General features: G+C 55.7%; 20 protein-coding genes. 3 read left to right on the top strand and 17 right to left on the bottom strand.

Annotated features, from left to right (window positions below):
• From F153LOC_RS19705 to dnaB, 5 genes are all read right to left on the bottom strand, one after another.
• On the bottom strand, positions 1–354 hold the full coding sequence (locus F153LOC_RS19705; protein WP_100778051.1) for an MmcQ/YjbR family DNA-binding protein: 354 nt from the start codon (positions 352–354) through the stop codon (positions 1–3).
• A 117-nt stretch (positions 355–471) separates the two neighbouring features.
• Positions 472–1,185 carry an acid phosphatase AphA gene (gene aphA / locus F153LOC_RS19700; RefSeq protein ID WP_102105615.1) on the bottom strand — a complete coding sequence of 238 codons (714 nt, stop codon included), beginning with the start codon at positions 1,183–1,185 and terminating at the stop codon, positions 472–474.
• 275 nt (positions 1,186–1,460) lie between these two features.
• On the bottom strand, positions 1,461–2,654 hold the full coding sequence (tyrB, locus tag F153LOC_RS19695; protein WP_102105616.1) for an aromatic amino acid transaminase: 1,194 nt from the start codon (positions 2,652–2,654) through the stop codon (positions 1,461–1,463).
• A gap of 131 nt (positions 2,655–2,785) precedes the next feature.
• On the bottom strand, positions 2,786–3,865 hold the full coding sequence (gene alr, locus F153LOC_RS19690; protein ID WP_102105617.1) for an alanine racemase: 1,080 nt from the start codon (positions 3,863–3,865) through the stop codon (positions 2,786–2,788).
• Between the two features lie 90 nt (positions 3,866–3,955).
• Complete coding sequence (gene dnaB, locus F153LOC_RS19685; RefSeq protein ID WP_100778055.1) at positions 3,956–5,368, bottom strand: replicative DNA helicase; 1,413 nt, start codon at positions 5,366–5,368, stop codon at positions 3,956–3,958.
• 74 nt (positions 5,369–5,442) lie between these two features.
• Between dnaB and F153LOC_RS19680 the strand changes: the two genes are divergently transcribed.
• Entirely contained in the window at positions 5,443–6,426 is a 984-nt protein-coding gene (locus F153LOC_RS19680) for a quinone oxidoreductase (protein ID WP_102105618.1), read from the top strand.
• Positions 6,427–6,603: 177 nt separating this feature from the next.
• On the opposite strand, the gene pspG is transcribed toward F153LOC_RS19680, so the two are convergent.
• From pspG to F153LOC_RS19660, 4 genes are all read right to left on the bottom strand, one after another.
• Positions 6,604–6,846, bottom strand: coding sequence for an envelope stress response protein PspG (gene pspG, locus F153LOC_RS19675; RefSeq protein WP_100778057.1), 243 nt, complete (start codon positions 6,844–6,846; stop codon positions 6,604–6,606).
• A gap of 138 nt (positions 6,847–6,984) precedes the next feature.
• Complete coding sequence (gene dusA / locus F153LOC_RS19670) at positions 6,985–7,980, bottom strand: tRNA dihydrouridine(20/20a) synthase DusA (protein ID WP_102105619.1); 996 nt, start codon at positions 7,978–7,980, stop codon at positions 6,985–6,987.
• An 81-nt stretch (positions 7,981–8,061) separates the two neighbouring features.
• A complete protein-coding gene (traF, locus tag F153LOC_RS19665; protein WP_228483554.1) occupies positions 8,062–9,321 on the bottom strand; it encodes a conjugal transfer protein TraF in 1,260 nt (419 codons plus the stop codon).
• Positions 9,322–9,543: 222 nt separating this feature from the next.
• Entirely contained in the window at positions 9,544–10,032 is a 489-nt protein-coding gene (locus tag F153LOC_RS19660; RefSeq protein WP_100778060.1) for a cupin domain-containing protein, read from the bottom strand.
• A gap of 116 nt (positions 10,033–10,148) precedes the next feature.
• Between F153LOC_RS19660 and zur the strand changes: the two genes are divergently transcribed.
• Positions 10,149–10,664: a zinc uptake transcriptional repressor Zur gene (gene zur / locus F153LOC_RS19655; protein ID WP_100778061.1), complete on the top strand. Its 516-nt coding sequence runs from the start codon at positions 10,149–10,151 to the stop codon at positions 10,662–10,664.
• A gap of 68 nt (positions 10,665–10,732) precedes the next feature.
• Here zur and F153LOC_RS19650 read toward each other — a convergent pair whose 3' ends face one another.
• The 4 genes from F153LOC_RS19650 to F153LOC_RS19635 form a co-directional block, all read right to left on the bottom strand.
• A complete protein-coding gene (locus tag F153LOC_RS19650) occupies positions 10,733–10,942 on the bottom strand; it encodes a CsbD family protein (RefSeq protein WP_095280331.1) in 210 nt (69 codons plus the stop codon).
• A 141-nt stretch (positions 10,943–11,083) separates the two neighbouring features.
• Positions 11,084–12,406, bottom strand: coding sequence for an MATE family efflux transporter DinF (gene dinF, locus F153LOC_RS19645; RefSeq protein WP_102105621.1), 1,323 nt, complete (start codon positions 12,404–12,406; stop codon positions 11,084–11,086).
• A 67-nt stretch (positions 12,407–12,473) separates the two neighbouring features.
• On the bottom strand, positions 12,474–13,082 hold the full coding sequence (gene lexA, locus F153LOC_RS19640; RefSeq protein ID WP_100778063.1) for a transcriptional repressor LexA: 609 nt from the start codon (positions 13,080–13,082) through the stop codon (positions 12,474–12,476).
• Positions 13,083–13,191: 109 nt separating this feature from the next.
• On the bottom strand, positions 13,192–13,560 hold the full coding sequence (locus F153LOC_RS19635; RefSeq protein WP_100778064.1) for a diacylglycerol kinase: 369 nt from the start codon (positions 13,558–13,560) through the stop codon (positions 13,192–13,194).
• A 154-nt stretch (positions 13,561–13,714) separates the two neighbouring features.
• Between F153LOC_RS19635 and plsB the strand changes: the two genes are divergently transcribed.
• A complete protein-coding gene (plsB, locus tag F153LOC_RS19630; RefSeq protein WP_100778065.1) occupies positions 13,715–16,135 on the top strand; it encodes a glycerol-3-phosphate 1-O-acyltransferase PlsB in 2,421 nt (806 codons plus the stop codon).
• 94 nt (positions 16,136–16,229) lie between these two features.
• Here the strand turns inward: plsB and ubiA are convergent, their stop codons facing one another.
• The 4 genes from ubiA to F153LOC_RS19610 form a co-directional block, all read right to left on the bottom strand.
• Positions 16,230–17,099, bottom strand: a complete 870-nt coding sequence (gene ubiA / locus F153LOC_RS19625) for a 4-hydroxybenzoate octaprenyltransferase (RefSeq protein ID WP_100778066.1) — start codon at positions 17,097–17,099, stop codon at positions 16,230–16,232.
• A 12-nt stretch (positions 17,100–17,111) separates the two neighbouring features.
• Positions 17,112–17,609, bottom strand: coding sequence for a chorismate lyase (gene ubiC / locus F153LOC_RS19620; protein WP_100778067.1), 498 nt, complete (start codon positions 17,607–17,609; stop codon positions 17,112–17,114).
• A 181-nt stretch (positions 17,610–17,790) separates the two neighbouring features.
• On the bottom strand, positions 17,791–18,744 hold the full coding sequence (gene malM / locus F153LOC_RS19615; RefSeq protein ID WP_102105622.1) for a maltose operon protein MalM: 954 nt from the start codon (positions 18,742–18,744) through the stop codon (positions 17,791–17,793).
• 114 nt (positions 18,745–18,858) lie between these two features.
• Positions 18,859–20,211, bottom strand: a complete 1,353-nt coding sequence (locus F153LOC_RS19610) for a maltoporin (protein ID WP_100780781.1) — start codon at positions 20,209–20,211, stop codon at positions 18,859–18,861.
• Positions 20,212–20,213: the final 2 nt, after the last annotated feature.

The following is a 20,213-nucleotide window of genomic DNA, read 5'->3' as shown; positions in this document are numbered from 1 at the left end:
TCAGTCTGAAAGCTGCTGTCGGGTATTTTCCGGCAGCAGCTCAAAGGCCTGCTTGTAAGAGGCATCCACCAAATAGTAAATCTGCGAATCGGGCAGCGAGCCGTCGAGATAGACAGTGCTCCAGTGCGCTTTATTCAGATGCTTGCTCGGGCGCACATCGCTGTGCTGCTGACGCAACAAGTCCGCCAGTTCCGGGCTGGTTTTTAACGATGCCGCCGGACGCCCTTCTACCTCTTTTACCATCGCAAACAGCACGTCAGCCACTTTGATCTGCGTGGCTTTCCAGTCGCTGTGGACACTTTGCCCGGCGCCCGGTTTATTCATGCAATATTGCAGTATCTCCGAAATTGTCATCTTTGCTCCCCTGTGAGTGGGTTGAGTGCGACCTGAGGACTTGCCTCTTTAAGTGTGCAGCAAGACGACAAAAGGTAAACCCGGGCAGGCCCGATTTGTACAAATAATCATCGATTATCAGTATTCAGAATTAACAATCACCTCTTCGCCAAAAGAGCCAGCCATGGGCAGCGGGCGGTACGTCGAGTTAGAGGCGCGCAGAACGCGGATGCCACGGGCACCGACATCGCGCGCAGCAGAGATATCGTTATCCGAATCGCCGTAGAACACTTTGATATTTTTCTGTTCCAGCCACTGGGTCTTGGTGTTTTGCCCGTGCTTGTCCCCGGCAAAAATTACCGGATTCATATTCGCTGGCGGAATGGAAAAATCGCCCTGCAGGGTTTTGGTGACGGTTTCCGTTTTGGTCTGGCTGCGACCGGTGATGAAATAGATGCTGTCGCCGCGTTTTACGTGCATCGCAATCAGTGCGCGACCCACCTCTTTCGGGATACTGAATTCATCCCAGCCGTTGTTCATTTTTTCCCAGAATTCCGGGTTCTTCAGATACTCCTCGCTCTCAGGCGAGTAGGTTTTTTTGCCTCGCCAGAAGCCAGGGCTGGAAAAGAGGACGGTATCGTCGATGTCAAAACCGACAGCCATTGGCGCGCGGCCCATCAGGCTATTTTCAATTTGCGCCACGGAGACCCAGTGAATGGGGGCTTGTTCAGCCAGAATGGCGGCGGTGGTTCCGGTGTAAAGCGGCGTTGGTGCGGAGGCTCGGGCACCGACTGCACTATTAAGCGAGAACAATAAGCAGGCGGCGCTGAGCGCCAGTGTGATCTTGCGCATGTATTCCCCTGAATATTCAGTTTGTTATCGTTTTAAATTGAGCGAATGGTCAAAAATCTATCAGACCTTAACCCCTGAGCCAGGCGAAGGAAAGGAAATTTTTCAGATTGTCCCTGGTAAAGGGAGGGATATCACAAAGCGGGAAAAACAAAAAAGCCGGGTGGCCATTGCGCCTTACCCGGCCTGCGATTCAGGTCGTGGTCGCCGTTGTTGGCCCGGTACGCACAGCGCCACCGGGCGTTAAAGGGGACGAACCCAAAAGAGTAAGTGAGTGCTTACATCACAGCCGCAAACGCCTGTGCAACGCGCTGAACGTTATGCGCATTCAGGCCTGCGACACACATGCGGCCGCTGGCAATCAGATAGACGCCAAACTCTTCACGCAGACGATCGACCTGCTGCGCGCTCAGCCCGGTGTAGCTGAACATCCCGCGCTGCTTGAGCAGATAATCGAAGTTATGCTCCGGTAACGCGCTTTTCAGGGCGTTAACCAGCGCCTGACGCATCGCCAGAATACGCGTACGCATCGCTTCCACTTCAGCAAGCCAGGTCGCTTTCAGGCCCTCATCGCCCAGAACCGTCGCCACGACCTGCGCACCGAAAGCCGGCGGGCTGGAGTAGATACGACGCACGGTGGCTTTGAGCTGGCCGAGCACGCGGCCTGCTGCCTGTTCGTCTTCGCAGACCACCGACAACCCGCCGACGCGCTCGCCGTACAGGGAGAAAATCTTCGAGAAGGAGTTGCTCACCAGTGCTGGCAGCCCGGCGCTGGCAATTGCGCGGATCGCGTAGGCGTCCTCTTCCATGCCTGCGCCAAAGCCCTGATAGGCGATGTCGAGGAACGGGATCAGATTGCGCGCTTTCAGCACCTCAATGACCGCATCCCACTGGCTGTTGGTCAGATCCGAACCGGTTGGGTTGTGGCAGCATGGGTGCAGCAGGACGATGCTGCGCTCCGGCAAGGTGTGCAGTTTTTCCAGCAGCGCTTCAACGCGTACACCTTTGGTGTCGTTGTCGAACCACGGATAGGTGCTGACGGCAAAGCCCGCGCCTTCAAAAATCGCGACGTGGTTTTCCCAGGTCGGATCGCTGACCCATACGCCTGAATCGGGGAAGTATTTTTTCAAAAAATCGGCGCCCACTTTCAGCGCACCGGAACCGCCCAGCGTCTGAATAGTTGCGACGCGTTTTTGCGTTAATACCGCATGATCGGCACCAAACAGCAGCGGCGCAATGGTGTTGCGGTAGGTATTCAGCCCTTCCATCGGCAGATAGAGCGAGGCGCCGTGCGGCACCGCGTTGAGACGCGCTTCGGCTTCGGCCACCGCCTGCAGCTGAGGAATGATGCCGTCTTCGTTGTAGTAAAGACCGATGCTGAGGTTCACTTTGTCGCTGCGTGAATCTTCTTTGAAACGCTCCATTAAGGAGAGAATGGGGTCGCCGGCGTAGGCGTCAACTTTCTGGAACACGCGATGTATCTCCGGATATCTGTCAGGCAGGGATTTCAACAATAAACCGGAAGCGCGAGAAGATCGAGGGGATGTTCATCACAAGGTGCATGCCGGGTGAGGCGAAGCCGCCACCCGGCACTCAATGGGCGTTAATCGACGTACTTCATCGCCACCCGCGACGTGAGGCGCGTGATAAGTTCGTAAGCACTCACTTTCGTAATTTCAGCAATGCGCTCAACGGGTAAACCTTCGCCCCACATTACGACCGGATCGCCCGCTTTGTCGGCGGCATCAGGCCCGAGATCGACGCAAATCATGTCCATCGCGACACGCCCGACAAGTTTCACCTGACGGCCATTCACCAGCACGGGCGTACCGGACGGTGCCGCGCGCGGATAACCGTCGCCGTAGCCCATCGCCACCACGCCGAGACGCGTATCGCGCTCGCTCACCCAGGTGCCGCCGTAGCCAACCGGTTCACCCGCCTGATGCTCACGCACGGCAATCAGGCTGGAGACCAGCGACATCACCGGCTGGAAGCCAAAATCAGGCCCCCAGGGTTTGCTCTCCAGCGGCGAAACCCCGTAGAGAATAATGCCCGGACGCGCCCAGTCGAAGTGCGACTGCGGCCAGAGCAAAATACCGCCGGACGCCGCGATAGAGCGCATTCCCGGTTTGCCTTCGCAGAAGGTGTTAAAGATGTCGAGCTGCTGCTCCGTGGCGCCGCATTCAGGCTCATCGGCACGGGCAAAGTGGCTGACGATATTCACCGGCTGACGCACGTTTTTGCACTGGCTCAGGCGCTGATAAAACGCCTCTGCCTGCTCCGGGCGCACGCCCAGACGATGCATGCCAGTGTCGAGTTTCATCCACACGGTGACCGGCTCGCTGAGGGTCGCAGCTTCTAGTGCGGCCAGCTGCTCTTCGTTATGCACGGCGGTATGGAGATGCTGATCGGCAATCGTCGTCAGATCGTCGGCTTCGAAAAAGCCTTCGAGTAACAGAATCGGCTGGGTGATGCCGCCCGCGCGCAGGTGCAGGGCTTCTTCGAGACGGGCGACGCCAAAGGCATCGGCATCAGGGAGCGTTCGCGCGGTCTCAAGAAGACCGTGTCCGTAAGCGTTCGCTTTCACGACTGCAACGAGCTTACTGGCGGGCGCCAGTTCACGCAGACGTTGCAGGTTGTGTCGCAGAGCGCGGCGGTTAATGACTACAGTTGCCGCTTGCATTCGAATTCCTTGCCTTAATGAAATAAATCCAATCCTCTAAATCATTTGCGTTACAGCGGCGGTGGCTGTGACGCGAAGGATGGCGAGGATTTATTCGTCGTCGTACTGCGGCCCCGCATAATTATCAAAACGCGACCACTGACCGTTAAACGTCAGACGCACCGTCCCGATCGGGCCGTTACGCTGCTTACCAATAATAATTTCCGCGATGCCTTTCATGTCGCTGTTCTCGTGATAAACCTCGTCACGGTAGATGAACATGATCAAGTCGGCATCCTGCTCGATGGAGCCTGATTCACGCAGGTCGGAGTTGACCGGGCGCTTATCGGCACGTTGTTCCAGGGAGCGGTTAAGCTGTGACAGCGCCACGACGGGCACCTGCAACTCTTTGGCTAACGCCTTGAGTGAGCGAGAAATTTCTGCGATTTCCAGAGTACGGTTATCGGAGAGCGACGGCACGCGCATCAGCTGCAGGTAGTCGATCATGATAAGGCCGATGCCGCCGTGTTCGCGGGCAATACGGCGCGCACGGGAGCGCACTTCCGTCGGCGTCAGGCCGGAGGAGTCATCGATATAGATGTTCCTTTTTTCCAGCAGAATGCCCATGGTGCCTGAAATGCGCGCCCAGTCTTCATCGTCAAGCTGACCGGTACGAATACGGGTCTGATCCACGCGCGACAGGGACGCCAGGGAACGCATCATAATCTGGTCCGATGGCATCTCAAGACTGAAGATAAGCACCGGTTTATCCTGCAACATCGCCGCGTTTTCGACGAGGTTCATCGCAAATGTGGTTTTACCCATCGACGGACGCGCCGCGACGATAATCAGATCCGACGGCTGCAAACCGGCGGTTTTTTTGTTCAGATCGTCGTAACCGGTATTTACGCCGGTCACGCCGTCATGCGGTTGCTGGAAAAGCTGTTCGATACGCGCGACGGTGGAGTCGAGCACGTCGGCGATATTTCGCGGACCTTCGTCTTTGTTGGCGCGGCTTTCGGCGATCTTGAAGACGCGGGATTCGGCGAGGTCCAGCAAATCTTCGCTGGTGCGGCCCTGCGGATCAAAGCCCGCTTCGGCGATCTCGTTCGCAACGGCGATCATCTCGCGCACAACGGCGCGTTCGCGCACGATATCCGCATAAGCGCTGATGTTCGCCGCACTTGGCGTGTTTTTCGATAACTCTGCCAGATAGGCAAATCCACCGACCGAATCCAGCTGCCCCTGACGCTCCAGCGATTCCGCCAGTGTAATCAGGTCAATCGGGCTACCGGCTTCCTGCAGGCGCGCCATTTCGGTAAAGATATGGCGGTGTGGACGGGTATAAAAATCGTCGGATACCACGCGCTCGGCGACATCGTCCCAGCGCTCGTTGTCCAGCATTAAACCGCCCAACACCGACTGTTCCGCTTCAATCGAGTGCGGCGGGACTTTGAGTCCGGCGACCTGCAAATCGCGCTCGCGAGGCTCAGTCTGTTTGTTGAAGGGTTTATTTCCTGCCATAGTGAATGGATTACCATAAATTGAGAGACGGGGAAGTATAACCGTCTGCAAATGAATCGACAAAGGAGTTCAACGTGGCAACTCGTATCGAATTTCACAAGCATGGTGGTCCGGAAGTCCTCAAGGCCGTGGAGTTTACCCCCACGCCGCCTGGGGAAAATGAAATCCAGGTCGAAAACAAGGCCATCGGTATCAACTATATCGACACCTATATTCGTGGCGGGCTTTATCCACCGCCAGCCCTGCCGAGCGGTCTGGGGACCGAGGCTGCGGGTGTCGTGGTTAAAATCGGCAGCGGCGTGAAGCATATTAAAGAGGGCGATCGCGTGGTGTACGCCCAGTCGCCGTTGGGCGCGTACAGTTCGATTCACAACGTGCCCGCCGATAAGGCCGCCATTCTGCCGAACGCGATCTCATTCGAACAGGCCGCCGCCTCCTTCCTGAAAGGGCTGACGGTCTATTATCTGCTGCGCAAAACCTACGAAATCAAACCTGACGAGCAGTTCCTGTTCCACGCCGCAGCGGGTGGCGTTGGGCTTATCGCCTGCCAGTGGGCAAAAGCGCTGGGCGCAAAACTGATCGGTACCGTCGGCAGCGCGCAAAAAGCGCAGCGGGCGTTACAGGCTGGCGCGTGGCAGGTGATTAACTATCGCGAAGAGAGCATCGCCGAGCGGGTGAAAGAGATCACCGGCGGCAAGAAACTGCGCGTGGTGTATGACTCCGTGGGGAAAGACACCTGGGAAGCGTCGCTGGACTGCCTGCAGCGTCGGGGTTTGATGGTGAGCTTTGGCAACGCCTCGGGCGCGGTCACCGGGGTGAATTTGGGTATTCTGAATCAGAAAGGCTCGCTGTACGTGACGCGCCCTTCCCTGCAAGGTTACATCACCACCCGTGACGAACTGACAGAAGCCAGCAATGAGCTATTTTCGCTGATCGCCAGCGGCGTGATTAAAGTGGACGTGGCTGAGGCGCAGAAATACCCGCTGAATGATGCACAGCGTGCGCATGAAGTGCTGGAGAGTCGTGTGACGCAGGGATCGAGTTTGCTGATCCCTTAAAAAGAATTAGGGCTTCCCGTAGGAAGCCCTTTCTTTTTTTAGTTCGGCTGTATGTAGGGTACAGCTCGATGAATTCTTTAACGGCGGCAATAGTGACAGATTCGATAAGTAAATCCTATTCTGTTCTAAGCATCGCTGCCGGAAAAGTTGCAGGTATGTGACGAAGACCTCAATACCTTAGTAACGAAAGCGGTTATTGCGCTGATACTGTGGGACTTTTGGCGCTTTTATCGCCCGAATCACCCACACCACGGCGACCGCCAACAGCAACCACGGCAGCAGTTTTAGCATCAGTGCAAACAGCCCACCGATAAACATCACCACCGTCGCCACAACCAGTGCCGCCAGAATGCCAAGCAGCGAAATTCCGGTCGCCATCAGCATGACAAAAAATCCAATCACAAACAGCAATTCCAGCATGGCTCTCTCCCACGTCAATACCATAAAGATGTAGTGACTATTACAAGAAACGTGCCAAATTTAACTTATTGAATTTAAAACAAAACGCCCCGCGAACATTCGCAGGGCGTGGTGAATTTGACGAACTTTTAGTGATAATTATCGCTTGTCAGCGACCAGACGCAGGGCCTGCTCAAGGACTTCGATATCCGCCCCGGCTTTATGCGCGTTTTCACTCAGGTAGCGACGCCACTGACGCGCCCCTGGAATGCCCTGGAACAACCCGAGCATATGACGCGTCACATGGCCCAGATAGGTGCCATTGCTCAGCTCACGTTCGATGTACGGGTACATGGCACGCACCACGGCCACCGGATCGTTATCGGCGCGCTCAATGCCAAAGATCTCGCGATCCACCGAGGCCAGAATGCCCGGATTTTGATACGCCTCGCGGCCGACCATAACGCCATCCATATGTTCTAAATGGGCTTTGGCTTCGTCGAGAGACTTGATACCGCCGTTAATCGACATTGTCAGATGCGGGAAATCACGCTTCAGCTGATACACGCGCGGGTAGTCCAGCGGCGGAATTTCACGGTTCTCTTTTGGACTAAGACCGGACAACCAGGCTTTACGCGCGTGGATAATAAACATCTCGCACTCGCCCTTCCCGGATACAGTGTCGATGAAATCGCACAGGAATTCGTAGCTGTCCTGATCGTCGATGCCGATACGGGTTTTGACCGTCACCGGAATCGACACCACATCGCGCATCGCTTTGACGCAATCTGCCACCAGTTGGGCATTCCCCATCAGGCACGCGCCGAACATGCCGTTCTGCACGCGATCGGACGGGCAACCGACGTTGAGGTTAATTTCGTTGTACCCACGCTCTTGCGCCAGTTTTGCACAATGCGCCAGCGCCGCCGGATCGCTGCCACCAAGCTGCAACGCTACCGGATGCTCTTCTTCGCTATAGGCCAGATAGTCGCCCTTTCCGTGAATGATCGCCCCGGTGGTGACCATTTCGGTGTACAGCAGCGTGTGGCGAGAGAGCTGACGCAGGAAATAGCGGCAGTGTCTGTCGGTCCAGTCGAGCATCGGCGCGATGGAAAAACGGTGTGCAGGGAAATCGGACTGTAGTTCTGACGACATGGCGAAGTTTTAAGCATGTGGTGGAAAAGGGGCGCTACTATAGCACAAAGAAAAGCCGGAGGCGCATGGCCTCCGGTCGTCTTAGAAGGTGACGCTCAGCTGCGCGCCTGCCCCCCAGGTTTTGTCCTCGCCGTACAGACCCATCAGATCCACATGGACCGCGTTGAACGGCGCAAAGCCAACACCGCCGGTGAAGACGTTGCTGTCGTTGTCCTTCACGTCCGCGCGATAACCGGCGCGCACCGCCAGCCAGCTGAGCGGAGTGACCTCGGCGCCGACGCCGACGTACTGAGAGTTATCTTCGCTCTTGAAGCCTTTGGTTTCAGTCAGATCGCCATCGGCGGTCAGGGTTACCAGATCGTTATGCCAGGCCACGCCCGCAGTCACCAGCGGACGGATCTGGTAGGTATCTTTGTAGCTCACCACGTCACCCGTGCGGCCGTTGCGGATACGGATATCTTTGGTATCGATATCGCGCGACATCAGGTTCTGCCCGCTCAAGCCCACCGTCCAGTTCTCGCCAAAATCGGCGGCCACGCCGGCATCCACGTTAAAGCCAGTATCATCCGTGCGATAGCGGCTACTGTTCCAGTCGCTGCTGTCATAGGTATAAATGGAGGTGGTGTAGTTGTAGAGCCAGGTTTTTTGCAGTTTTGGCGTGATACCGACCGAGACCGGCACATCGCCAATATCAAACTGACGGGCCACCGCGACGCCATAGTCAGAGACAATCGCCGCCCGGCCTGAGGCCGTGGAGTTGAGGTTTTTGGTGATTTCATCCGAACCGTTAAGAGCGGCATCAAGCGCGACGCTGCCCGCCACCAGTTTGCTGTTCTGGATGCTGCGCAGATAATCGATATCCTGCTGGTCAATAGAGGAGCTTACGCGTGCGTGAGCGTTGCCTTTCGCCACAAAGGCGACCGCCAGCACGTTATTTGGAATGCTGACCGCAATCCCGGCACCGGCGGTGGCGCGAGCGGTTTTACCTTTCAGATCGTCCAGCTCGTCAGCGAGATCTTTCGCGGCACTCTGAAACTGGTTCACAGATCCCAAAGGATTGGCGATGATCTCAGCCGCTGTCAGGCTGTTAACCACATCGTCGTAGTAATCGACTTTATCGCTAATATCGTCGATCTGATCCTGCAGATTATCTTTGTCGGTAATCTGTGCGCCGACCGAAGGCAAAATAACGGTAATGTCGTCATCCGGTTTTGCTTTTGCCAGCAGTGCCGGGTTAATAAACGCTCCGCTACCGTAATTGCCTGATGCAACGCCAGTACCGCCCATCGCGTCGCTACGCGCTTCTGTCCAGGTATTGGCTGCTCCCGCCTCGTTTGCCATAAACAGGGAGACAGCGATGCTAACCACCGAAAATTTAAAATGTTTTTTCACAGTATGCTCGTTTTATAGTCTGTTATTAAACAACCCCTGTCAGTTATCACCCATACAGGGACGAACTATTGCTGTGAATAACATCAAAAAGACACGCCTGTTCCCTAAGTTAAATCTTCCGCGAGGCCTGTTGTAATTTGTGACGGCCCTCAATATTTATAGAAGAGGATATTATTTTCGCCCAGGTTTTCCGTCGTGAGGGCCAAAAAATTGCGGCGGATGGTCCACCCAGCGGTCCTCGCGGGTGGCGGCGTAGACCGGGTTGAGCGGGTAATAGATGCGGTTGTGTTTTTTGTTTGCCTCGCCCACCACCAGCAGCCGCACCTCTTCGTCGGTGTTATTAATAAAGGTGTGGCACACGCCGGTTCCGGCCGGAAAACCGACGCTGTCGCCCGGCTCTAGTTTCCATAAATATCCGTTAATCCACGCCTGGGGATACCCCTCAATAACAAAGATAAACTCCTCTTCGTCACTTTCAGCGTGCGGATAAGAGGTGCGACGGCCCGGCGGCAGGCGTTCATGGTGGATACCGATCCGCCCAAGCCCCAGTTTGCGGGCCAGCGGTGCGCCGATAGCAAAAAGTTCGTCACTGTCTGGATAAGTGGAGTCGTCGGCACCTTCGACGTCGCGCCAGTGCCGGATGCAATCAGGTCTTTTCATTGTATTTTTCCCGTGTGGCGATGGGTCAGGTATAGCACAACTGTGGCGGATCTCGGCGTTTTCAGCAGAACATGGTAAAGTGAGGGTTTTCCAGACTCCATAATTCGAGGTGCGATATGGATAAGACCACGATGCAAGATCTGCTAGCGCAAGCTGAAAAGCTCTGTGCGCAACGCAATGTGCGCCTGACCCCGCAGCGCCTTGAAGTGTTACGTCTGATGAGCCTGCAACGCGGTGCCATCAGCGCCTACGATCTGCTCGATCTGCTTCGCGAAAGCGAGCCGCAGGCGAAACCGCCAACCGTTTATCGCGCGCTGGATTTCCTGCTGGAGCAAGGCTTTGTGCATAAGGTTGAGTCGACTAACAGCTATGTGCTGTGCCATCTGTTCGATCAGCCAACACATACCTCGGCCATGTTTATCTGCGATCGCTGCGGCGCGGTCAAAGAAGAGGGGGCGGAAGGTGTGGAAGATATTATGCATTCACTGGCGGCTAAAATGGGCTTTGCCCTGCGCCATAACGTAATTGAAGCACACGGGTTGTGTTCAGCCTGTGTCGAAGTGGAAGCCTGTCGTCATCAGGGTGAATGTCAGCACGATCACTCCATTCTGGTGAAGAAAAAACCGCGCTAAAAACGAAGCGGGCGGCCATTAGGCCGCCCTCAGGGATTGTACTTCCGTGTACAACGGGTAGAACTCTGTTACCAGCGGTAGTCGTTGCGTTTTTCCCAGTCAACAACCTCTTTTTCCGCCTGATCTTTCGCGTAGCCGTAGCGTTCCTGAATCTTACCTACCAGCTGTTCGCGTTTACCTTCAATGACGGTCACATCATCGTCGGTCAGTTTACCCCATTGTTCTTTCGCTTTACCTTTGAACTGTTTCCAGTTACCGCCGATTTCGTCTTTATTCATAATCAATTCCTCATCGTTCGGTTATCACGTAAATTCGAGTCGTCCGTTACGTTCATTTCTGCTGGACGTGATAATAATTGTAGATAAGGATTCGGCATGCGTGTTGAGATTCAGAATCTTTAACCGTTTCGTCAAATCACGCTATCCGCTAAACCAGCTGTTATTGCGCCAGTGGCGCCGCCAAATCAGCGCTAATGACAGGCCACGCAAGGCGAGGAACACCGCCAGCGCCAGCCACAAACCGTGGTTGCCGAGCCAGGGCAGCGTGAAGAGCGTCAGGGCGAAACCGGCCGCCGCGACTGCCATGCTGTTGCGCATTTCCGCCCCGCGCGTTGCGCCGATAAACATACCGTCCAGCAGATAACACCACACCCCCACCACCGGTAACACGACCTGCCAGATGATGTAGTGATTAGCCAGTTCTCTCAGTTCAGGCAGCGAGGTCAATAGCGCCACAATCTGCCCGCCAAATAAGGCATAGATCAGTGCGAAGACCAGCGCCACCAGCCCAGACTGACGGCAGGCCGCGCGCCAGACCTCCTGCAACTGCCCCGCCTCGCGAGCGCCATAAGCCTGGCCTGAATGGGCTTCCACCGCATAGGCAAAACCGTCCAGCGCATAAGCGGTAAATGTCAGTAGCGTCATCAGCACCGCGTTTACGGCCACGATCTCTGGCCCCAGGCGCGCGCCGAACACCGTTAAGGCGCCAAAGCAAAGTTGCAGCAGCAGCGAGCGAAGCATGATGTCGCGGTTAAGCGCCAGCAGTTTACGGATGTTGCCGTGCCACGCTGTTTTGAGCATCGCGAGAGAGATTCCCCGCATGGCCAGCACGCGTTTCACCATCCATAGGCCAATGAAGAAAGTGCCGTACTCTGCGACCACCGTTGCAAGCGCCGCCCCCTGCACGTTCATGTGCAGACCCATCACCAGCCACAGATCGAGCACGATGTTGAGTAAATTGCCCACCACCAGCAGGATCACCGGCGCACGCGCGTACTGCACACCCAGCAACCAGCCGAGCAGAACCAGATTTGCCAGCGATGCCGGTGCGCTGAGCCAGCGGATTTCGAGGAAGCGCCGCGCCTGTTCCAGCACCGCCTCACTACCGCCCACGACATGCAGAGCCAAATCGATGAGCGGCGTGCGCAGCAAAACAATCAGCAGCCCTGCGCCAAGGGCGAGGATCAGCGGCTGCACCAGCGCACGGGCAAGTCGAATGGGATCTTTGGCACCAAACGCCTGGGCAGTCAGCCCGGTAGTGCTCATGCGTAAAAAGAGCAGCAGCATAAAGAGGAAACTAGTCGCCGTCGCGCCAATGGCCACGCCGCCGAGGTAAACAGGGGAATCCAAATGACCAATCACCGCCGTATCCACCAGCCCTAACAGGGGAACGGTGATATTGGAGAAAATCATCGGCAGCGCAAGACGCCACAATGCCTTGTCTGAGGTTGTCAGCAGAGACATGAGAAAGTACCGGGAATTGAGAGTAGACAGTCAGGCTGCGGTGCGACCACAGCCTGTCAGTAAGAGATTACAGCCATTCGCCGTTGCGGATAACACCAACAGCCAGACCTTCAATAGAGAAAGCCTGTTCGCGGAGATCCACCACAATCGGGGAAAACTCGCTGTTTTCTGGCAACAGCTGAACCGTGTTGCCCTGTTTTTTCAGGCGCTTAACGGTCACTTCGTCGTCGATACGCGCAACCACAACCTGCCCGTTACGCACATCCTGCGTTTTATGAACCGCCAGCAGATCGCCGTCCAGAATACCGATGTCTTTCATGGACATCCCACTGACGCGCAGCAGGAAATCGGCACTTGGCTTGAACATGGCCGGATCGACCTGATAGTGACCTTCAATATGTTGCTGTGCCAGCAAAGGCTCACCCGCCGCGACGCGCCCCACAAGTGGCAGACCTTCTTCTTCTTCCACCAGCAGGCGAATTCCGCGTGACGCACCAGAGACAATCTCAAGAACGCCTTTACGCGCCAGCGCTTTGAGATGCTCTTCAGCGGCATTTGGAGAACGGAAGCCCAGGCGCTGCGCGATTTCCGCACGCGTCGGTGGCATTCCCGTCTGGCTGATATGATCTCGAATGAGATCAAACACCTCTTGCTGTCTGGCCGTTAACGCTTTCATTCCGCCCCCTGGGTGTATATACAGTTATGCTGTGAGTATATACAGTCAAAGGTGATTTTGGAATCAAAAACTGCACAAAAAACCAGAGACTTATTGGATTCCTGAAGCCTTATCGAAAATGTGACCAAAGAAGCGTGCCCCAGGTGATGGCTGCGATGATAATCGCCAGCAGCACAGCGGCAGAACCCATGTCCTTCGCACGGCCCGACAGCTCATGGAAATCAGAACCGATGCGATCCACCACCGCTTCAATAGCGCTGTTGAGAATTTCCACTATCATCACCAGAAGGACTGAACCAATGAGCAATACGCGGGTTATCGGGTCGACATCCAGAAAACAGGCGATGATCACCGCAACAACCGCAGCAACCCCTTCCTGGCGGAAAGCGGCCTCATTGATCCATGCGGCGCGGAAACCTTTCCATGAATATCCGGCAGCTTTGATGATTCGGGTTAACCCAGTGGTATTATTGGCCATTAAAAGAACCTTTTCTTAGATTTAGCGTCAGTAACTATAGCTGTAGCACGTAGCAATACAGCCTGAAGTATGACCGGTAACAACAGAAATTTTGCGCGCTTTCTGTTATCCTTGCGCCGCAATTGCATTATTAACCAGAGGCTTTACATCGTTTATGTCCGGCTGGCCACGAATTTACTACAAATTACTTAATTTACCATTAAGCGTCCTGGTAAAAAGTAAGTCTATCCCGGCGGAACCTGCGCTGGAATTAGGGCTCGATACCTCGCGCCCTATTATGTACGTTTTGCCTTACAACTCGAAGGCAGACTTACTGACGCTCCGCGCCCAATGTCTGGCGCATGACTTGCCCGATCCGCTCGAACCCCTTGAGGTCGACGGAACTCTGCTGCCGCGCTACGTGTTTATTCACGGCGGGCCGCGCGTGTTCACCTATTACACGCCAAAAGAAGAGTCCATCAAGCTGTTCCACGACTACCTCGATCTGCACCGCAGCAACCCAAGTCTGGATGTCCAGATGGTGCCGGTGTCGGTGATGTTTGGTCGTCGTCCTGGCCGTCAGAAAGGCGAGGAAAACCCACCACTGCGTATGCTGAACGGCATCCAGAAGTTCTTTGCCGTCTCATGGTTAGGCCGCGACAGCTTTGTGCGTTTCTCCCCTTCCGTCTCCCTGCGCCGCATGGCGGATGAGCACGGGACGGATAAAATCATCGCCCAGAAACTGGCTCGCGTCGCGCGTATGCACTTTGCCCGTCAGCGTCTGGCTGCCGTTGGCCCGCGCCTGCCTGCACGCCAGGACCTGTTCAACAAATTGCTGGCATCTAAAGCCATTGCCCGCGCGGTTGAAGACGAAGCGCGCAGCAAGAAAATCTCTCACGAGAAAGCCCAGCAAAACGCCATCGCCCTGATGGAGGAGATTGCGGCCAACTTCTCCTACGAGATGATCCGTCTCTCCGACCGTATCCTGAGCTTCACCTGGAACCGTCTGTATCAGGGGATTAATGTCCATAACGCCGAGCGCGTGCGTCAGCTTGCCCACGACGGCCACGAAATCGTCTATGTGCCTTGCCACCGCAGCCACATGGACTACCTGCTGCTGTCATACGTGCTGTATCACCAGGGGCTGGTACCACCGCATATCGCGGCCGGTATCAACCTGAATTTCTGGCCAGCCGGCCCGATTTTCCGCCGTCTGGGTGCGTTCTTTATTCGTCGTACCTTCAAAGGCAACAAGCTCTACTCCACGGTGTTCCGCGAATATCTGGGCGAGCTGTTTAGCCGTGGCTATTCCGTTGAGTATTTCGTCGAAGGGGGGCGTTCCCGTACGGGCCGTCTTCTGGACCCGAAAACCGGTACTCTGTCGATGACCATTCAGGCGATGCTGCGCGGCGGTACGCGTCCGATTACGCTGGTGCCGATCTACATCGGTTACGAGCACGTCATGGAAGTGGGCACTTACGCCAAAGAGCTGCGCGGTGCGACCAAAGAGAAAGAGAGCCTGCCTCAGATGCTGAAAGGCCTGAGCAAGCTGCGCAATCTCGGCCAGGGTTACGTGAACTTTGGCGAACCGCTGCCGCTGATGACCTATCTGAACCAGCACGTGCCGGAGTGGCGCGAATCTATCGACCCAATCGAAGCGATTCGCCCTGCGTGGCTGACGCCAACAGTGAATAATATCGCGGCCGATCTGATGGTGCGTATTAACAACGCCGGGGCGGCCAACGCCATGAACCTGTGCGTCACGGCACTGTTAGCCTCACGCCAGCGTTCGCTGACGCGCGAACAGCTGACCGAACAGCTCGATTGCTATCTGGATATTATGCGTAATGTCCCGTACTCAGCGGATTCCACCGTTCCGTCTGCCACCGCCAGTCAGTTGATCGACCACGCGCTGCAGATGAACAAGTTCGAAGTTGAGAAGGACACCATCGGGGACATCATCATTCTGCCGCGCGAGCAGGCAGTGCTGATGACCTACTATCGTAACAACATCACGCATATGCTGATGTTGCCGTCGCTGATGGCAGCCATCATCACTCAGCATCGCCGCATTTCCCGTCAGGAACTGCTGCGCCATGTTGAGACGCTTTATCCGATGCTGAAAGAAGAGCTGTTCCTGAGCTGGAGCAAAGATGAAGTGGCCGTTGAGCTGGAAAAACTGACTGCTGAGCTGTTGCGTCAGGGTCTGTTGACCGTCAAAGATGACGAGCTGCATATCAACCCGTCACGTTCCCGCACGCTGCAGCTGCTGGCAGCCGGTGCACGTGAAACATTGCAGCGCTACGCGATCACCTTCTGGCTGTTGAGCGCGAACCCGTCCATCAACCGTGGTACCCTGGAAAAAGAGAGCCGCACGCTGGCTCAGCGTTTATCCGTGCTGCACGGCATTAACGCACCAGAGTTCTTCGATAAAGCGGTGTTTAGCTCACTGGTACTGACGCTGCGCGATGAAGGCTATATCAGCGATACCGGCGATGCGGAACCTGAAGAGACGATGAAGGTTTATCAGATGCTGGCCGAGCTGATTACGTCGGACGTGCGTTTGACCATTGAAAGCGCAACGCAGGACGAGTGACATAAAAAAGCCGGGAGGCGGTTTCGCCTTTCCCGGCTTACACATATGCATCAGATATATGCCCGGTGAGCGTTAGCGCTGCCGGGCATTTTTTTCAGGAAAAATAGCTCATCGCCAGCCCTAAAAACAGCACCAGCCCAACATAGTTGTTGTTCAAAAACGCTTTGAAACAGGCTTCACGCTCGCGATTCGCAATTAGCTTTTGCTGATATGCAAATAGCATCCCCGCCACCAGCACGGACCAGTAAAATTCCCAGTTCAGAGCGTTCAGATAACCAATCAGTACCATCAGCCCTAACACCGCGACCTGCAATATCCCGATGATCAGCTTGTCGTGGCGGCCAAACAGAATCGCCGTCGATTTGATGCCAATTTTCAGATCGTCATCGCGGTCGACCATCGCATACTGGGTGTCGTACGCCACCGCCCATAGAATGTTAGCGAGGAACATCAGCCAGCAGCTCAGGGGCACAGATTCACTGACGGCGGCAAACGCCATCGGAATTGACCAGCCAAAGGCCGCGCCCAGCACCACCTGCGGCAGATGGGTATAGCGCTTCATAAACGGATACACCCACGCCAGCGCCAGTGCTGCGACTGAGAGTAAAATCGTCATGGTGTTGAGCGTTAAAACCAGCAGAAACGCGAGGAGCACCAGCACCACAAACAGGGTGCGGGCCTCTTTTTCCGACACCTGACCGCTCGGCATCGGGCGGTTGGCGGTGCGTTTCACGTGGCCGTCAAACTTGCGGTCGGCATAATCGTTAACCACGCAGCCCGCGGCACGCATCAGCCAGACGCCTGCGACAAACACTGCCAGGATCCACAGCGGCGGTAAACCAGGGGTGGCAACCCACAGCGCCCATAGCGTCGGCCACAGCAACAAAAAGGTGCCGATGGGTTTATCGGTACGCATCAAGCGGTGAAAAGCCAGCAGCTTATCCTGCGTCAGACTCCACTCCATTTTCATATCCTCTTAGTACAACGGCGATGCAGGCAAAAAGAGTTCTGTCAGCATGAGCGGCTTGCCGCTTAAGCGCAGGCGGGAACGGCGTCCCCACAGGTCTGCATTGCGACCAATTTCAATAAAATCACGGGTAAGCTCAGACGACGTAAAAAGATAGCGTCCCAGCGGGGTTTTACCCAGCTGTTGCAGCGCCAGCTCCGGGCCGCACAGGGTAGATTCAGGGACCACGGTCCGCCCGGCAAGCCAGGGTTCACCATCGGCGCAGAGTAAAATTTCACGCAGCCAGTAACGATCTTCTTTTGGCAGCAGCGGCAGTTCACTGGCGACGTCATCAGGCGAGACGAACCCTTCCTGAATCAGCGTTACCGTGACTTTTTTCCCCTGTTGCTCAAAGCGTTTCGTCATGGAATCTTCCAGCAGCAACCAGTCCAGTTGCTCCGGGTCAAGCGCGGGAATGTTTTCAAAATAGCGCAGCGCACGCAGTTGCGTTAGCGCAGGGTGTGACATGCCAGACTCTCCGATACATAACGTCTGGCTATTGTATCGCAGAAAAGCAGATTGGGGGCGGCCAAACGCGGTTTAACGATCATTATCGCAACAGGAGTGCAACAGCCTGCGCCGCCCAAAAAAAAGTGCGCCCACTCAGGCGCACTAAACTACTGACAACATCAGCACTGTGGGGAGACGGTCACCCCTTGCCTTTTACACTGCTGATAAAGGTGGAACGGGCAGTGGTCGAACCTAAACGCTCAGCTTCATCCAGCAGCTTCAGCGCTTTGTCTACATCGCCGCGATCAACTGCTTCTTTGATGGCGCGATTGAAGTAACTTTCAGTGTCATTCAGCATCGGCTCGGCTTTCTTCGCCGGAGCTGGTGCTGGTGTCGGCGCAGCGGCAGGGGCAGCGGCGACAGGCGCGGCATAAGCCGGTGCGGCGGTGTTACCCACGGTCACAGGGCCAGGGCCGGCGGAGCCAAACAGTGGGCCAACCAGCACGCTGGAGGCGGAAGAGGTGCTGACTTTCAGTTTCAGCGTGCCGTCGGTGGTGTGGCGCGCTTTTGGATCCGGAATATCCGGGACCGCATTGCCCGTGCCTTTGGCGTAGGCTTTGGCCGGGTCAACCAGAGTAGTTGTCTGGGCGAGATCCTGCGGCGTCGTGAAGACCAGCACATAAATTTTCTGCTGACCCAGCGCAGGCGTCAGGCGCATCACCCCTTCCAGGCGATCGGCGCTCATCACGCCCGGTTCCTGATAGGTAAAATAGCTGCTCGGGAAGAACGCCGATGGCGTCATGTTCTGATCCAGAATCAGCACGTTCGGCGCAAAGACGTGTGTTTGCTTGTCGACAATACTGGTCAGCGTCAGGTTCAGCTCACCAATGTTTGCCGGGACGCTCCAGGCCGCGACCGGGCCGGAAATACCAGGCACATTCAGTTGCTGGCCGCCGCTCGCAAGATCGGTGCTTTGGGTTTTAGACTGGTCGACAGGCGTCCAGACCAGTTGTTGCAGCGCAGAAGCCGGGATGGCGGGAGCCGCCGTGGTGTTCTGCGGAACGAAATTAACCTCGGCAATACTGACTGCCGGAACGCTTGCCAGCAGGCCAGCGGAAAGGCAGAGGGCGACGAGACTTTTGTTCATTTTCATTGTTATCACCTCAGATATTCAGCGCAGCGGTGGCCAGGCAATAGCGCGCGACGCTTAAATCAGAGGGGCTTGCGCCCCTCCTTTGTTTAGCCATTACGTGAGATTAACTGCGGATTACCACCAGATTTCCATCTGGGCACCGAAGCTCCACTCGTCGTTATCACCGCGGCCAAGGCCAGCAGTCTGCATACCGAAGTTGGAGTTGTAGTTACCGCTGGTAGTGATCGGGCTACCCGACGTGTCGTAACCCCATTTCTCATCCCACTTCGCATAGGTTGCGAAGACGCGGATTGCCGGACGGGACCAGATGCTGTCGCCAGCCTGCCATTGTTGCGCCAGGGTGACTTTGTACTGGTTGTTTTTGTCGCCGGTGTTCTGGGATTTGACGTTGTCGTAGCCCACTTCCAGCAAGGTACTCATGATTGGCGTCCATTTGTACATTGGGCGCACACCCACGGTGTACCATTTGGTGCCGTTGCCGTTATCCCAGTCGATGTCCTGGTACATACCGACGTACATCAGGTCCCAGCTGTCGCCCAGGGAGATTGCACCGTGGTCGAGAACGCGCAGCAGATGGCCGTTGTTGTTGATGCCGTAGGCATACAGTTTGCCATCGGAATCGTCATTACCCAGACCGATGCCAGCACCCTGGTTCAGGCCTTTACCCTGAGAGGTCATGGAGTCTGTTGCGTACTGAACGACGAACTTGTTAAAGCCTTTCAGCATGCTTTGGGTATGTTCTGCGGTGAACATCCAGCCATCTTTGGAGGCGTTCGGCTGCAGATAGTAATCGTCATTTACGTTGGTGTGACCGTAGTCAACGCCCAGTTCCAGGGTACCGCCTGGGTTGATTTCCATCTGCGCTAAACGCACGTCGAAGACGTCGTTAGCGGTATCGGTGGTGTAATCACGAATGTTGTTGCTGGCGAAGGTTGAGGAGCCGCCCGCTTCAGTCGAACGGGTCACAGCCATGGAGAGTTTACCAAAGCCGAGATCCACGTTTTCCAGACCTGCACCCGGGCCGGAGATATCCCAGTAGTAGAAGTCGATCATGTGAACGTCATGACGCTGATAGAAGCGCTTACCCGCCCACATGGTGGAACCTGGCAGCCATTCAATCAGGTTTTTACCCTGCACGTTGGCTTCACGGAACGCGGGATCAGTAGCTTCCCAGTCGTTCTGCTGTGCAACGGAGTACGCGACGTTGGTGTCGAAGTAGAAGCTCTTATCGCCTTCTTTCCACACTTCCTGGCCCAGTTTCAGCTCAGCGTAAGTTTCACATTCGTTACCAAGACGATATTTACTTTGTGCACCCGTTGCCTGGAAGCACTGTTGCGCGCCGCCGCTACCGGTCCAGCCGATACCCGAACGGGCGTAACCTTTAAAATCGACGGCGCCCGCGTGAGCAGACAAAATGCCTGCAGTCACGGCGATTGCCAGTGGAAGTTTGCGCAGAGTAATCATTATTC

The sequence above is a fragment of the Lelliottia sp. F153 genome, assembly GCF_002870005.1.
Taxonomy (GTDB): domain Bacteria; phylum Pseudomonadota; class Gammaproteobacteria; order Enterobacterales; family Enterobacteriaceae; genus Enterobacter; species Enterobacter nimipressuralis.
This window is presented reverse-complemented; position numbering and strand designations above follow the sequence as displayed.